13 protein-coding genes are annotated in these 15,423 nt (G+C 53.4%); 4 read left to right on the forward strand and 9 right to left on the reverse strand.

Translation table 11 applies throughout. From position 1 onward, the window contains the following. Positions 1–54: 54 nt before the first annotated feature. Positions 55–1,740, reverse strand: coding sequence for a PAS domain S-box protein (locus tag WC593_12575; GenBank protein MFA4825979.1), 1,686 nt, complete (start codon positions 1,738–1,740; stop codon positions 55–57). Between the two features lie 231 nt (positions 1,741–1,971). On the opposite strand from WC593_12575, the gene WC593_12580 reads away from it, so the two are divergent. Continuing rightward, a complete protein-coding gene (locus WC593_12580; GenBank protein MFA4825980.1) occupies positions 1,972–2,571 on the forward strand; it encodes a hypothetical protein in 600 nt (199 codons plus the stop codon). Between the two features lie 115 nt (positions 2,572–2,686). Here WC593_12580 and radB read toward each other — a convergent pair whose 3' ends face one another. Both radB and larC read right to left on the reverse strand, forming a co-directional pair. Beyond that, positions 2,687–3,361, reverse strand: a complete 675-nt coding sequence (gene radB / locus WC593_12585; protein ID MFA4825981.1) for a DNA repair and recombination protein RadB — start codon at positions 3,359–3,361, stop codon at positions 2,687–2,689. Further along, entirely contained in the window at positions 3,358–4,569 is a 1,212-nt protein-coding gene (gene larC, locus WC593_12590) for a nickel pincer cofactor biosynthesis protein LarC (protein ID MFA4825982.1), read from the reverse strand. The genes radB and larC overlap by 4 nt, the downstream gene beginning before the upstream one ends. 42 nt (positions 4,570–4,611) lie before the next feature. Here larC and WC593_12595 point away from each other — a divergent pair, with 42 nt between their 5' ends. From WC593_12595 to WC593_12605, 3 genes are all read left to right on the forward strand, one after another. Continuing rightward, positions 4,612–7,029: a CDC48 family AAA ATPase gene (locus WC593_12595; GenBank protein ID MFA4825983.1), complete on the forward strand. Its 2,418-nt coding sequence runs from the start codon at positions 4,612–4,614 to the stop codon at positions 7,027–7,029. A 240-nt stretch (positions 7,030–7,269) separates the two neighbouring features. Next, positions 7,270–7,992: a hypothetical protein gene (locus tag WC593_12600; protein ID MFA4825984.1), complete on the forward strand. Its 723-nt coding sequence runs from the start codon at positions 7,270–7,272 to the stop codon at positions 7,990–7,992. A 796-nt stretch (positions 7,993–8,788) separates the two neighbouring features. Then, entirely contained in the window at positions 8,789–10,153 is a 1,365-nt protein-coding gene (locus WC593_12605) for an ATP-binding protein (protein ID MFA4825985.1), read from the forward strand. A gap of 225 nt (positions 10,154–10,378) precedes the next feature. Here the strand turns inward: WC593_12605 and WC593_12610 are convergent, their stop codons facing one another. The 6 genes from WC593_12610 to WC593_12635 all read right to left on the reverse strand — a co-directional run bounded on the left by WC593_12610 (position 10,379) and on the right by WC593_12635 (position 15,421). Then, a complete protein-coding gene (locus tag WC593_12610; GenBank protein ID MFA4825986.1) occupies positions 10,379–10,579 on the reverse strand; it encodes a DUF2283 domain-containing protein in 201 nt (66 codons plus the stop codon). 54 nt (positions 10,580–10,633) lie between these two features. Further along, positions 10,634–10,984 (reverse strand): DUF86 domain-containing protein, encoded by a 351-nt coding sequence (locus WC593_12615; protein ID MFA4825987.1) that lies wholly within the window; start codon positions 10,982–10,984, stop codon positions 10,634–10,636. Beyond that, the gene (locus WC593_12620; protein ID MFA4825988.1) at positions 10,977–11,261 is read right to left on the reverse strand and encodes a nucleotidyltransferase family protein; all 285 of its coding nucleotides are present in this window, start codon (positions 11,259–11,261) and stop codon (positions 10,977–10,979) included. The genes WC593_12615 and WC593_12620 overlap by 8 nt, the downstream gene beginning before the upstream one ends. A 353-nt stretch (positions 11,262–11,614) precedes the next feature. Beyond that, positions 11,615–12,277, reverse strand: a complete 663-nt coding sequence (locus tag WC593_12625; GenBank protein ID MFA4825989.1) for a V-type ATP synthase subunit D — start codon at positions 12,275–12,277, stop codon at positions 11,615–11,617. Position 12,278: 1 nt separating this feature from the next. Beyond that, entirely contained in the window at positions 12,279–13,685 is a 1,407-nt protein-coding gene (locus tag WC593_12630; GenBank protein MFA4825990.1) for a V-type ATP synthase subunit B, read from the reverse strand. Then, entirely contained in the window at positions 13,682–15,421 is a 1,740-nt protein-coding gene (locus tag WC593_12635; GenBank protein ID MFA4825991.1) for a V-type ATP synthase subunit A, read from the reverse strand. Before WC593_12635 ends, WC593_12630 begins: the two co-directional genes overlap by 4 nt. Positions 15,422–15,423 lie beyond the last annotated feature (2 nt).

The following is a 15,423-nucleotide window of genomic DNA, read 5'->3' on the forward strand; positions in this document are numbered from 1 at the left end:
GGGAAGAGACAATCAGACCGGCAGTATATCTCTTTGGACTCTCGTTACACGGGATTACTCTATCCGATCGGATATTTCCCGGAAAACAACCTGGATTGCCGGAAGACCCTCGTCGATAAAACAGGTGGCCATGACTTCTACATTCACGGCCCTGCCATCAAGGCGGAGAAATTTTTCCCGGATAAGGGGCAGGGTCACGGTTTCGGCATTTTTTAGCGATGCTACCCGTTTCTCTACGATATTCCGGGAATCCCGGTGGATAAAATCAAAAATGGATCGCCCGATAAGGTCTTCTGGTGAATGTGCACCTGCATTGGCAACGGCAGTATTGTTTGCATAGGTGATCTTCCCCTCTTTGTGGATGATAACCGCGTCAAAGGATTGTTCGAGCAGACGCCGGTATCGTTCCTCGCTGGAACGGAGCGCGTCTTCTTTTACCTTGCGTTCCGTGATATCCTCATAGGTGCCAAGCACCCCGATCACGTCCCCGTTTTTGTTGCGCAGGGGTACCTTGCTCGTCCGAAGCCAGGATCTGCTGCCATCCGGCTTGATCTGGATTTCCTCGTAATTAAGCTTGGGCAGGCCGGTCTCCATAACCGTCCGGTCATCCGCACGGTACCGATCGGCTGTTGCTGCATAGGCAGTATCGTAATCGTTTTTTCCGACAAGTTCTCCCGGGTCGGCATAGCCGGCGTCAAGGGCAAGGGCCTGATTGGCACCAAGATACACCGAATCCCGATCTTTCCAGAATACCCTCACCGGAATTGTATCCAGCACCAGCTGGAGCATCTGACGGGAGTTGAACAGTTTTTCCTCAGCCTGCTTACGGTCAGTGATATCCCGTAACGTTACCATTACTGCAGGTTTACCGTCAATGAATGTCTGTACCCCCCTGCCCTCAACCATCACCGGTGTACCATCGAGCCGGATCATCTGTAATTCGGTTTGGGGTGATGGTTCCCCGTCCAGGTCCTTCTGGATATTTTCCTTAATAATCCCGTGGAAAGCGGGATCGATAAAATCAAGGATGAATTTACCGGTTAATTCGCCAGGAATTGAAGCGCCAAGGAGTTTTAGCGCTGCAGGGTTCACGTAAATAATCTTACCGTCACGGTGAAGGATAACCGCATCCGGTGACATTTCCACGAGTTTGCGGAACCGCTCTTCACTCTCGCGCAATGCGCACTCATTCTGTCGTATCTCAGTGACCTCTTCAAGAAGAACCGAGACTCCTTTACGCCCGTCATTAAAAACAATGGGAGATATATGGCAGGAAAAAATTCGCTTCCCGTTGTTCAGCGTGAGGGTATTGCGCCACTCTTTTCCCAGGATTCCCTCTTTAAGATGGTTGATAAAATGTTCCAGGTCATCGTCAAAGATTGTTGCCGCTGCCGTATATTCGATATTTTTCCCCAGCAGTTCTGCTGACGGGACTCCCAGCATTTTTAAGAAAGGCTCATTGGCAAAAATGATGCGCAGGCCACTGTCCAGCTGCATGACGAGATCGGAAGAGATCGAGAGCATGGCAGAGTCCGGGACCCGCTGCGAGGCAGTATAGATCTTCGCCATGCCGAAATGGCGCATCTCCACCTGGCCGGAGATGAGAAAGCGTTCCAGGTACCGCCCGGCCGTGTTCCGGTTTATACCGGTTTTTTTAACGATATCCGTTATACTGAGTCCCTGGGGATTTTTCTTTAAAAGATCGAGTATTTTGGTGGTATTTTCCCTGATCAATGCCATTGGTCTATTATTATTTGCTGCGTTCAGATATAATGTTTACAATTTTTCTCTTTTCGCTTTTTTTTTAAAAAACAACCCATAATCAACCAACATATCATTGCATTAACTTCTATCAAAAATGGTGAATCTGTCGACGAAGCAGAAAATGAATACACGCGAAAAAATCAACGTGAATATCGGACTCGAAAACTAAAAGAACAGAGAAATCGAATGAATTAATTGATAAAATAAATGTATCTCAAAAAAAAAGGGACGATTAAGCCATTGGGAACGGGCTATTGCATCATCGAGTGTGACAATATTGACATCACTCTTCCCGAAAATAAAGAATTAATTGAAAAGATTGTCTCTGATGCAAAAAAAATTCGTGGAGAAGTTATCTCACTATCTTTAGATATAGAATACTACTTAAATGAAATTATTGGATTTTTTTTTATCGGCGATAATCGAAAACAAATGGAAATGTTTAATGAGTGTATTCTTCAAAAGGAATTTTTTACTTTTGGAGAGAAATTAAAAGTTTTAAATTTTCTTTTAACAAATAATTCAGAAAAGTTTCATCTGGAGTCAGCAAAAAAGCGAAGGGAGATTATTACAACAATAAGGAAAGTAATGGAATATCGCAATAAATTTGCACATGAAGATATTGTTATTAATTTTAAAGAAAGAAAAGCATTTATTCTTGATAACAAAGGCGAAAATCTATTATCTCCGAAAAGTGTTCTCGATTGGTACCAAAAAATATGTGATCTTACACTAGTTCACATATCTTTATACTCTAATTTAGTAAGTGAGACCTACAAAGAATCTCTTAATGAAGAGAAAAATTGATTTTTTACGATCAAAAGTGTATTATTAATAGGAATTTTCATCATTTTTACAGTCAATAGTGTGTTATTAAAAAAAAATTAAAAAAAAGAATGTGTCCCGGTGTCGCCGGCCCCGATCATTTTGCCGCGATACCCTCTTCCACAATCTCGAACTCAAACGATGCTCCCTCGGGCTGGGAACGGTGTTTGACCAGCCGGGCCCGGCGGCGCTTCGGAGTATCCGTCTTTTCGATACGGACAATAATTTTTGAGAGGTGCTCAAGCGCAAATCCTCCAAGGCCGTACCAGGTGTTTTTTCCGGTATCCATGTACACCTGGTTGGTGATGATCACCGGCATGCCGTAGCGCTTGGCATACCCCAGCAGGTGGATCATCTGTTTGGTGAGGACCTGGATCGCATCCCGGCCTTTTTCAAGATCGGTGCGGTAGAGTGCCGTGGCAGAGTCCATGACCAGCAGTCCCACCTTTTGCGTCTTTAGGATCTTTTCTGCTTCTGCGATCATCTGGCCCTGGTGTTCGAAATCAATGGGCTCGAAGAGAAAGAGCCGGTCAGCGATCTTCTCGGTGTCCGCTCCCGCAATCTGCCGGAACCGCTCGATCGAGAAACCTTCGGAGTCGATGTATACGACTGCCTGGCCGGCCCGGAGTGCAGCGACTGCAGCGATGGTGCAGAGCGTACTTTTCCCGCTTGCCGGCTCCCCATAGAGCTGGATGACCGTCCGCACTTCGAGCCCGCCACCCAGCAGTTTGTCGAATGCTGCATTCCCGCTGGTCTGTTTATCGGTCTTCATGGGTCACCGGAGCCGCGTGCCTGCCGCCGGGATTTCCAGCCCGCCTCTTCGATTGCCCGGAGCACATCCCTGACCGGGATGTTCAGCTCGCAGGCCCAGTCGCGGGCAGGGTCGAACTCGGCCTTGAGCGTGTAGACGGTTCCGTGCATCCACCCGCACTTGACCGGCATCTTCCTCTGTACTCCTGCGATAACGACATCAATCTCCTCTATGGTGCGCTCAGCGATGAAGCGGTGGACGGCCGGGATGCAGCGGATACCCAGCGTCCCGAGCTCGCGTGCCATCAGCTCGGCAAGCGCAGCACTCGTCTCTTTGCAGCAGATGACCCGGATGAGATACCCGGGTCTCCCCTTCTTCATGATCACCGGCATGGCGCTTGCATCCCGTGCGCCGGCCTCCATGAACCGGGCGATCGCGTGGGCAATCACCTCGCCGCTCACGTCATCCACATTGGTCTCGAGAAGGTCAACGGTGTCCTGCTCCAGGTCTGCTGCCTCTGTGGCCGGCTGGACGATCATGGCCCGCAGGACATTGGGGGCATGATGAGGATCGCGGGTTCCCGCACCGTATCCTACCGCGAGGATGGTATATGCACGGGGATCGGGAACGGTCATCGTGGCAAATTCTGCGAGAAGTGCAGCACCGGTGGGCGTGCAGAGCTCACCCATATGGTTACCGGCAACAGCGGGAAGGCCGGCGGCTTTCAGGATCAGGGCCGTAGCCGGTGCCGGGATGGGAAACGTACCATGCGACCCGGTAGCAGTTCCGTGGCCTACGGTGATGGGGAGGATTCTGACACCATCTAAGGAGAGCGAGTGCAGGGCCGTGCAGGCGCCGATAATATCGGCGATCGCGTCATCAGCCCCGACCTCGTGGAAATGGGCATGGGCGCCGTGGACTTCTTCTTCGGCTGCACGGATCCGTTCGAAGACCCGGCGGGCCATCGCAAGCGCCGGAGCCGGCACGTCTCTGACTGCGGTATCGATCCGCTGCATCACTTCAGGAAACGTACGGTGGACCGGTGTGGCGTGAGTATCCACTCGGGCAGCCCGGATGCCGGCCCTTGTCACGGTCGAGATTTCGGGTTCTGCCACCACCGTTTTCATCGCCCGCACGACAAGCTGGCGGTCAGCCCCGCAGTCGAGCAGTGCGGCTGTGATCATGTCGCCTGCCGCGCCGTGGAACGGATCGAAAATGAGGATACGCATTTACAGTACCTATAAATCCCTGCGTATATGACCTTTAAGGTAATGCCTGAAGTGCAATTGAGAGTGGATTCCGCGTATCCCGGCGATCAGGGTGGCGGGAAGGCACGGCTCGATCCCGAGACGATGCTGCTGTTGAAGATCTCGCCCGGAGATCTGGTTGCAATTGAGGGGAAGCGCCGGACGGTGGCCAAGGTCTGGAGGTCTCTTGTCGAGGACTGGAACCAGCGCAAGATCCGGATCGATAATTTTACCCGGCAGAATGCCGGTGTTGCCATTGGCGATACGGTCAAGGTCATTAAAATATCGGAGGAAGTCGAAGCCAAACGGATAGTGCTTGCACCCCCGGAAGACCTGCCGAAGAAAATACCGATAGCAAATAACCCGCACGTGGTCAACGGCCTGATCGATTTTCCCGTGACCATCAACGATTCCGTGCCGATCATGCTGGGGCTCCCCTTTATCCAGCCCCAGATCGTGGCGTTCAAGGTCGTGGAGATCGAGCCGGAAGAAGCGGTCATCATCACGAAGAATACCTCGATTGAGTTCTCAGACAAACCCGCGGCCGGCTTTGAGGGCATAAAAAGGTTCTCGTACGAGGATATCGGTGGCCTGAAAGACGAGCTCCAGCGGCTCCGCGAGACGATCGAGCTCCCGCTCCGGCACCCGGAACTCTTCCAGAAGCTCGGCATTGAGCCCCCCAAGGGCGTGCTCCTCTACGGTCCGCCCGGAACGGGAAAGACCCTGATCGCAAAGGCCGTGGCAAGCGAGAGCGGTGCGCACTTCATCTCGATTGCCGGCCCCGAGGTCATCTCGAAATATTACGGAGAGAGCGAGCAGCGGCTCCGCGAGGTCTTTGAAGAGGCGCGGGAGAATGCCCCTTCGATCATCTTCATCGATGAACTGGACTCCATCGCACCCCGTCGCGAGGAAGTGACCGGGGAAGTCGAGCGCCGGGTCGTGGCCCAGCTCCTCACCATGATGGACGGGCTCGAGGAACGCGGGCAGGTGGTCGTGATCGGTGCAACAAACCGCGTGGATGCGATCGATGCAGCGCTCCGCCGGCCCGGGCGGTTTGACCGGGAGATCGAGATTGGGGTGCCGGGAGAACCGGACCGGATCGATATCCTGAAGATCCACAGCCGGGGCATGCCCTTATCGGAGGATGTGAGCCTTGAAGTCCTCGCCCAGCAGACGCACGGGTTTGTCGGCGCAGACCTTGCGGCTCTTGCCCGTGAGGCAGCCATCCGTGCCCTGCGCCGGTATTTGCCGGACCTGGACCTCGATGCCGAGGAGATCCCGCAGGAGATTCTCGATACGCTCAAGGTGTACTCCAGCGACTTCCGCAGCGCCCAGCGCGATGTGGGACCGAGCGCGATGCGGGAAGTGATGCTCGAAGTCTCGCACGTGAAGTGGCAGAACGTCGGGGGCCTCGACTCGGCCAAGACCGAAGTGCGGGAAGCAGTCGAGCTCCCGCTCACCGACCGGCAGAAGTTCGAAGACCTGGGTATCCAGCCCCCGCGTGGCATCCTGCTCTACGGTCCGCCGGGAACGGGAAAGACCCTGATCGCAAAGGCAGTCGCGTCCGAGAGCGGCGCGAACTTCATCCCGGTCCGGGGACCCCAGCTCTTATCCAAGTGGGTGGGCGAGAGCGAGCGGGCGGTCCGCGAGGTTTTCAAGAAGGCCCGGCAGGTTGCGCCGTCCATCATCTTCTTCGATGAGATCGATGCGCTTGCACCGGCCCGGGGCTCGAACAGCGATTCGCACGTAAGCGACAATGTGCTCAACCAGATTCTCACCGAGATGGACGGCCTTGAGGAGCTCAAGGATGTCGTGGTCATGGGCGCAACGAACCGCCCCGACATCGTGGACCCGGCCCTGCTCCGTGCAGGACGCTTCGACCGGCTCGTGTATATCGGTGAGCCCACGCTGGAGGACCGGAAGAAGATCATCGGCATCCACACCCGCTTCATGCCGCTCGAAGGCTCGGCGCTCGAAGAGATTGTCGGGCTCTGCCAGAAATACAATGAAGAAGCGATTGCCGAACTGGTCGAGAAGCTCGGGAAGGACAAGACAGTCACCGCTGAAGAGATGAAGGCCGCCATCACTCCTGCCGCAGACGATGCTGCCGGCATTCCTGCCGGAACCCGGCGCAGGCGGCTTATCGAGCTGATGGCGGAGAAGAATCTCGCCTTCACCGATCCCGCCCGGGAGACGCTGGCGGCGAACCTGGCGGCAATCACGGAAGGGTTCGTGGGCTCGGACCTTGAATCGATCTGCCGCGAGGCGGGGATGCTGGCGCTGCGGGAGAATGCAACGGCTGTTGCGACGCGACACTTTGAGGAAGCGCAGAAGAAGGTGCACCCGATGATGAACGAGCGTCTCCGGGAATATTACACAAGAATCCAGCAGCACTTCAAGGGCGGGTTGCCGAAGCAGGTGCAGCCGCCGGAATATCAGTAAAATCTTTAAAAAAAATCCCGGCAGGGGAATCTCCCCTCTGCCCGTGTTCCTATCGCATTACTTCGGGCTGGTGCCCCGGTCTTCCATGTGGTCGAGGACCCGGTCCCATACGACAAGAAGCCCGGGGATGATCATGTAGGCGAGCAGTGAAGGATCCATCGCGTTTGTCGCAAAAATGCAATAATTCTGCAAAATAAAAAAAAGATCTATTAAAGTAAAAGATAATTCACAGATTAGTCAATGAAATTACCATTTTTTTTCCTGGTTTTCCTTGTTGTGGTAATAACATATCCGGTATCCGCCCTCCACCTGTCATCGTCTACCGTTGATCCATGGGGACCTGTTACTCCCGGCACACCAGTCACTGCAAATTTTGAGATTGATGCAACGAATTTCCTGCTGCGTGATGATCTCCAGTTTTTTACTCAGCTGGAGAATCAGACCTGGACATACACGATCATTGTGGGAGGCATCGAGTCACCCAAACCCTCACAAGAGGGTCGGGTCTTCACAATACCCGGATCTGAACTCGGATCTGTTGGATATGAGTCACCGTATGAGAAAGTTCCGGCTCCAACAGTCTCTGTACGTTGTACCCTTACGGGGACAGCTCCCGGGGTGAAGCAAACAACGTCGAAGATACTATTTCTTGTGCAGGTGCTTGATTCATACTCGCGATGTCTGACGACTCCCCGTATTGAACGCACCGTAATCGTGATTGCCCAGGATGCTGTCCCTACCCCCTTCCCGGCAAAGCTTTCGGATGCAGTGACACCGGTTACACCGGCTCCTGCTATGGGGAACTCAGGGAATATTTCACCAGGAACCCGGTCTACGGAAAGGACACCGGTAAAATCAGAAAATCGATGGTCAGAAGAACAGGATAAAAAACAGGCTGATCAAAACAGTTCTCTGGACCAGATCATCCAGATGTTCAAGAATTTTTTCGGGATGACATCCTGATACTATGGGGATCGCTGGTCATTTTTTAGATACGGGATCAAATGCAGTCATAATTTTAAAAACAATTCCATTTGACTGCTCCCTAAATATCATTCAAGTTATTTCCCTTATTCATTTTCTCCGACGTGATCGCACCATCTGGCACCAATGTCCCTTCCCATCGCATTTCTCCTCTCAAATGACCTGAAATGGGGTGGCAGAAAACACAGACCAACCGGAGCCCGCTAAATTGCACGGTCGAATTCTGTTTTAAACACGTATTTTCGAAAAATAATCGATTAAATTGATATTTTCTGTGAGCGTTGGCACCTTTTCCATTGGAGCCGGAAAATGGATACAAAAAAGGGCAAACGGAGCCCGCAACGGGCCCGGAATAGATCATCTCCGGACCTGAACAATGGCCCGGAGTCCCACTCTGTCCGACATGAAACGGACCCCCTGTTTATGCAAATACTCCAGGAGTTTTCGATTAAACAGGGCCTCATTTTCACAATAACGGAGTCCATTTTGGCGAGTTACGGAAATCAGAGCCCGTAAAATGCCCGGAACAGGGGGTTTTTCGATCGGAGTTAACCCGGTTTTTGTGAGTGGGGGAAAATGCCACAATCCTGGAGATCTGGCTAAAAGTATTCATGCGATTTCGGCAAAAGCAAATCTGTTTTTTGTTTTGCGTAGCAGTACCGGAAAAACCGCATAATACTATTTTTATGTGGCGGCATCTAACAACCGGACTAAGATGCATGTATAGAATACCATGAACTCAGGACTGCCAGCGATGAAATATCAGGAATCTGAAATGATAGAGCTCAAAGCTTCCCTTGCTGAGCTGGATGCCGCTCTTGTCGATATCTGCGCATTACTGAATCACCGGGGCGGCAAACTTTACTTTGGTGTGAAACCTGATGGTTGTGTTATCGGGCTCACCGTCGCCGATTCCACATTCCTGAAGGTTTCCCAGAAAGTACGGCAGAAACTCAAACCCGAGATCATACCGGAAATTAAGGAGCGGGCTGATGGTGGCAAATCTATCATTGAAGTGATCATCAGCGAGGGTACTCACAAGCCCTATTTTGTTGACGGGGTTGCATACATCCGAAGCGGCAGCGAGAGCGTGAAGATGCCTCCGGATGTACTTTCCCGCCTTATTATGGAGCAGCATGGATATGCCTGGGACCGTGACATCTGTGCGGGCGCCAGCTTGCATGATATCGATCCCGCTCTTGTGAAATCTTACCTATCCAGGGCCTTGCAGGTCCGGCATATCGATCTCGACCCGGACACGCCAGTAGAGACCGCTCTTGAATCGCTCGAACTACTCAAAGAGGGAAGACTTACCAATGCCGCGATCCTTCTCTTTGGCAGGAATCCGCAGAAGTTTGTTGATCAGGCAGAGATCCGCTGCGCAAAATTCCGGGGCGATGATGTTACCCAGCCATACTCGAACATGAAGGTCATCCGTGGTGCGATTGTTGCCCAGATTGATCAGACCGAACAGTTCATCCGGGACAATATCGCAAAAGCCGCATGGATCCCAAAGGAAAAATTCGAGCGGGAAGAGTCCTGGGAGTATCCGCCGGATGCCTTCCGCGAGGCGGTCATCAACGCGGTCTGCCACCGGGACTACCAGTCATCGGGGAACGTGCAGGTCAGCATCTTTTCAAACTCGCTGGAGATTCTCAATCCCGGGCTCCTACCGTCAACGCTCACTATCGAATCGCTGAAACGGCGGCACAGTTCGAAGCCGAGGAACCGGCTCATAGCAGAGACGCTCTTTAAGATCAAGTACATCGAAAAGTTTGGCTCCGGCACGACAAAGATGATCCGTGTCTGCCGGGAGCGTGGGGTGCCGGAACCGGAGTTTTTAGAGCAGGACGAGGATTTCATGGTGACGTTCCGGCGCTCTTCTGTGAATGTTCTTCTCGATCAGCCTCAGCTGTTGAACGAGCGGCAGAAGCAGGCGATTGAGTACCTGAAGATTCATGAATCGATCACGACTCTGGAATACGTGAACCACATCCGCTGCCACGAACGGACGGCACGCAAGGATCTGGCGGAACTGATAAGGCTCAATGTGGTTGTTAAGGTGGGAATGGGGAAGCTTACCCGGTATGTCATCCATGCCGGCTTCCGTTATTTTCCCGTAGCGGATGGGTCCCGGTAAGCGAAATTTTTTTCGTGAAAATGGAATTTTCTTTGAGTTTTTAAGAAATAAGGTATAACCTGCCTTTAATTTGAGGCCCGCCCGGCATTCCGGCATGGTTCCGGCACGTTCCGGCATAATAAGAAGGGCCTGTCATTGACACTGTGCGATGGATTGAGCCTTTTTAGAAGAACGACGGCAGAATTCTTGAGATCGTTCCGGCATGGTTCCGGCACGAGTCCGGTATTATGCCGATTCGATCATCACGGTTTTCAGGCTGGCTGCGGGAACCCGCTCCGATATCCTGAGAAGCTCTATCCCGACAAGATTATTCTGGTCGTCATAATCCAGGATCACACCGGGCTTCACCTCTTCCGAGTCATGGATACGGGCATCGGAAAGGCGCATATACAGCGCATCGGCCTCTTTGTCAACGGTCACTTTCATGGCTGCACTCTCCTGTCAAAGAACACCGTGATCACCCGCAGAAATTGGACTCCCTCATTTCCTCGCTTCTTCGCTTTTGATGATATGCCGGATCTCTTTCTTCAGACCGGGAAGTTTGTTTGTAGCATTGTCCCAGAGAATCGTATCTTTGATACCGAAATAAACGTGGGTGATGACGTCGCGGAACCCGGCAATCTTCTTCCAGTCCGTATCAGGGTATCGCTCCTTGAGCTCGTCCGGGAGTTTCTTTATGGCTTCGCCGATCACCTGAAAATTCCTGATTACTGCGTCCCTGCGCCGGCGATCCCCGGAAAATTCTTCGCATGATATCCCGGTGGTGTCCTCTTCAATATTACCGATCGATTCAAGGATATCATCGAGGCACTGGAGTGCGGTTCTACGCATACACGACCTCGCCGAGAATATAGGGTTTCAGCCGTTTTTTGATCGCACCTTTCATGATGAGATCAACCTTGCGCCCGAAGAGATCTTCGAGATAGAATTTACAATCCATATAGTTGTCGAATGTCTCTTGTCCCCTGCGGAAGGATACGAGGACATCCACATCGCTCTCTGGTCGCTCTTCTCCCCGTATGAATGAGCCAAAAATGCCGATTGCTGCAATACCGAACCGCTTCTTCAGTTCAGGTTCGTGTTGACGGAGGAGACTGAGTGCATCCATAGTTTCTGTACGTGAGAGTTTGTGTGTTCCTTACTATTAATGCATTGACGGTACCCGGTTTTATCAGGAATACTGATTTTTTACGCCTACGAGCCCTGAGAACTTCTAAAACGGGGGTCAAGGGGGCGCCCCCCGTGGGATGCCTCCCCCTCTGGGGGAGAGAGAGGTTCACCATCGCTTCTGTCGCAAAAGGAATCGATTGCCCCGGATAATTTTTTCAAACGCAATCGTGATCGCGGCAAATTTTTTTAATAGCCCGGTCAAAATTTTATCTCGTTCCGATTAAAAAATAAAAAACAAAGTCCATTAAAAATCTGCAATCGAAATCCGGTCACCGCACACGAGAGCCGGACTCACACCGCCGCGTCCTGTTTCTCCTTTGCTTTCTTCTTCTTCCGTTCAAGAATACTCTTGACCTTCTTTAACCGGAACAGGTCCTCGCGTTCCCGCTCCTCGATCGCGTTCTTGATGTACTTCGCCTGGCTCTTGAGCTCGGGGATCAGGATCTGTTCCAGTGCATTGACCCGCCGGCGGTTCATCTGGATCTCTGCCCCCAGCCGCCGCATGGCAGTCTCGGTCTCGGCAAGCTGGATAAGCAGATCCAGTTCCGCTTCAAACCGCTCGGCAGTCTCATCTATTCTCCCGCTCGTGGAGATGATCCCGTACCCCCGTTCCAGCATGCTCTTGGATATGCGTTTCTTCTCAATCACGGGAACCGGGACACCCATGATGTTCTTTCCCGTAATATCAACCGTAATTGATCTTCGCGTAGCAAACGAAGCCGACTTGAGCGTGACCGGATCATCGACTGCCTGTGCGATCATCAGGGCGAGATCTGCTTCCCTGGAGATCAGTTCCAGTTCATCGCGTGAGTTCGATACCGTGTTGAGGATCTTGAAAAACTCCTGGATGAGCGCATCCATCTTCTCCCGCAGGAGGTCCCTGCCCTGCTCTGCAAGCTTGATCTGGGATTTCTTCCGCATCAGCTCCATCCGGGTAGGCTTGACCTGCTCCATATCAGCCTCCGCCCGTTTCCTGGTGCTGGGGGTGGTATTTTTTGATATATTCCCGTTTGATCCGCTTGAGCTCGTCCTCGGGAAGCATGGCAAACAGGTCCCACGCGATCCTGAATGTCTCTTCGATCGACCGGTCGTCATCTCCCTGCGAGATGAACTGTTTCTCAAACCCGTCTGCTAACTTCAGATATTTTTTATCCAGTTCGGTCAGGGCTTCCTCCCCGACGATTGCGACGAGCCGGCGCAGGTCACGGCCGTATGCATAGGAGGCGTACAGCTGGTCAGCAACCCCCCGGTGATCTTCGCGGGTCTTGCCGGGACCGATCCCTAAGTTCATGAGCCGGGAGAGGCAGGGGAGGGCATCAACCGGCGGATCTGCACCCCGGCGGAAGAGATCCCGGGACAAGACGATCTGCCCCTCGGTGATATAGCCGGTGAGATCGGGTACCGGGTGGGTGATATCATCGTCCGGCATCGTCAGGATCGGGAGCTGGGTGATCGACCCGCTCTTTCCTTTCAGCCTGCCGGCCCGCTCGTAAATCGAGGAGAGATCCGTATACATGTAGCCGGGATAGCCCCGCCGGCCGGGCACTTCTTCCCGGGCAGTTGAGATCTCCCGGAGGGCTTCGCAGTAGTTGATCATGTCGGTAAGGATCACGAGCACGTGCAGGTTGTGGGTGAACGCGAGGAACTCTGCAACCGTCAGCCCGCATCGCGGGGCTGCAAGCCGCTCCACCGTGGGATCATCGGCGAGATTCATGAAAAAGACCACCCGTTCGAGCGCTCCCGTCCGCTCAAAGTCCCGCATGAAGAAGGATGCCTCCTTGTGGGTGATGCCCATCGCAACAAAGACCACGGCAAACTTCTCGCCCTCACCCCGGACTTTTGCCTGCCGTGCGATCTGGGCTGCAAGTTTGCTTGCCGGAAGGCCGGAGCCGGAGAAGATCGGCAGTTTTTGTCCCCGTACAAGCGTGTTGAGCCCGTCAATGGCCGACATGCCGGTCTGGATAAAGTCCGCCGGTTTGTCCCGCGCGGAGGGGTTGATGGGCGTGCCGGCGATATCGAGAACCGCCTCCGGTATGATCTCCGGCCCGCCGTCCCGGGCTTTTCCCACTCCGCTGAACACCCGGCCCAGCATATCCAGAGAGACATTGATCCGTGCGGGTTCACCGGTGAACCGGACGGTGGTTGCCGTTGTGTCAATGCCCCGGGTACCTTCATACACCTGGATGACCGCATGATCTTCGGAGATGTCGAGCACCTGCCCGGTCCGTTCCTCCCCATCCCGCAGGGTGATCCGGACGATCTCGCCAAACGATGCACCTTTGACACTATTGACAAAGATGAGGGGACCCGAGACATAATCGATCGTCTTGTACTCTTTTGTTACCAGCGAAACGGGCTTCATCGTTCCACCTCCAGAGACATCAGCTGCTTATCGATTTCACCAATCATGTCCCGGATAAGGTTGATCTCCTGGATCTCCTTCATCCGCCCGATATCGGCCTTTAAGGAAAGACCCTGCACCTGTTTGAGCGTGATGCCCCGGTTCATCCCTTCGATCACGCTGGCATAGTAGGTCATGATCACCTTGAGCATCAGGTACTGTTTTTCTATGGGACAGAAGGAGTCCGTATCGCTATACGCGCTCTGCTGGAGGAAGTCCTCGCGGATCATCCTCGTAACATCAAGGATCGCTTTCTCGCTCTCCGGCAGGGCATCGGGACCCACCAGCTGGACGATCTCCTGCAGCTCGACTTCCTTTTGCAGCAGGTACATGGATTTTTCCCGCAGCTCCCGCCAGTCGGGGGCCACATTTGTCGTGTACCAGTCACCGATGCTGTCAAGGTACAGCGAGTAACTCTTGATCCAGTTCACCGAGGGGAAATGCCGGCGGTATGCAAGGTTGGTATCCAGTGCCCAGAAGGTCCCGACCACCCGCAGCGTGTTCTGCGTGATCGGTTCGGAGAAGTCCCCCCCGGGGGGTGACACGGCCCCGACAACCGTGATGGAACCATTCCGTTCTCCCGAACCCAGGCATACGACCCTGCCCGCCCGTTCATAAAAGGCAGACAGCCGGGTGGCAAGATACGCAGGATAACCCTCTTCACCGGGCATCTCCTCGAGCCGTCCTGATACTTCCCGCAGGGCCTCGCCCCACCGCGAGGTGGAGTCCGCCATCAGGGCCACATCATATCCCATATCCCGGAAATATTCTGCAATCGTGATCCCCGTATAGATTGAGGCTTCACGGGCAGCGACCGGCATGTTGGAGGTGTTTGCGATGAGGATCGTCCGCTGGATAAGGGGGAGATTGGTCCGCGGGTCCACCAGTTCGGGAAACTCTTCGAGCACATCGGTCATCTCGTTGCCCCGTTCACCGCACCCGATATACACTACCACCTGCGTATCAGACCATTTGGCAAGCGTCTGCTCAGATACCGTCTTTCCGGTCCCGAACCCGCCCGGGATCATCGCTGTCCCACCCTTGGTTACCGGAAAGATGCAGTCAAAGACCCGCTGGCCGGTGATCAGCGGCAGGACCGGATCCAGTTTTTTCTGGTGCGGCCGGGGAATCCTGACCGGCCAGACCTGCATCATGGAGAGGTTGATGGTGGAATTGAGAGTGCATATGGTATCTTCCACCGTGAACTGACCGCTCCGGATATCGGTGACGGTTCCGGACACATGGTGCGGGACCAAGATACGGTGCTCGAAATGGAATTCCCGCACGGTGCCTAAAATATCGCCGGTAGTTACCGTATCACCGGTTTTGACGGCAGGAACAAACTCCCATTTTTTTTCACGGTTGAGCCCCGGGGCCGATATACCGCGGGCAATAAAATCCCCACTGAGTTTCAGGAGTACCGGCAGCGGGCGCTGTACCCCGTCGTAGATGGAGGAAAGGAGCCCGGGGCCGAGTTCTACTGACAGGGGGTTTTCCGTATTTTCAACAGGCTCTCCAATCGTCAGACCGGTCGTGTCTTCATAGACCTGGATGACCGCATCGTCCCCCTCAAGGCGGATGATCTCCCCCCGGAGTGCCTCTTCTCCCACCTTGACCACGTCATACATTTTTGACCATTTCATATCACGGGCAATGATGACGGGTCCGGAAATTCTTGAAATGGTTCCTGTAATCATAC

The sequence above is a fragment of the Methanoregula sp. genome, assembly GCA_041645435.1.
Taxonomy (GTDB): Archaea; Halobacteriota; Methanomicrobia; order Methanomicrobiales; family Methanospirillaceae; genus Methanoregula.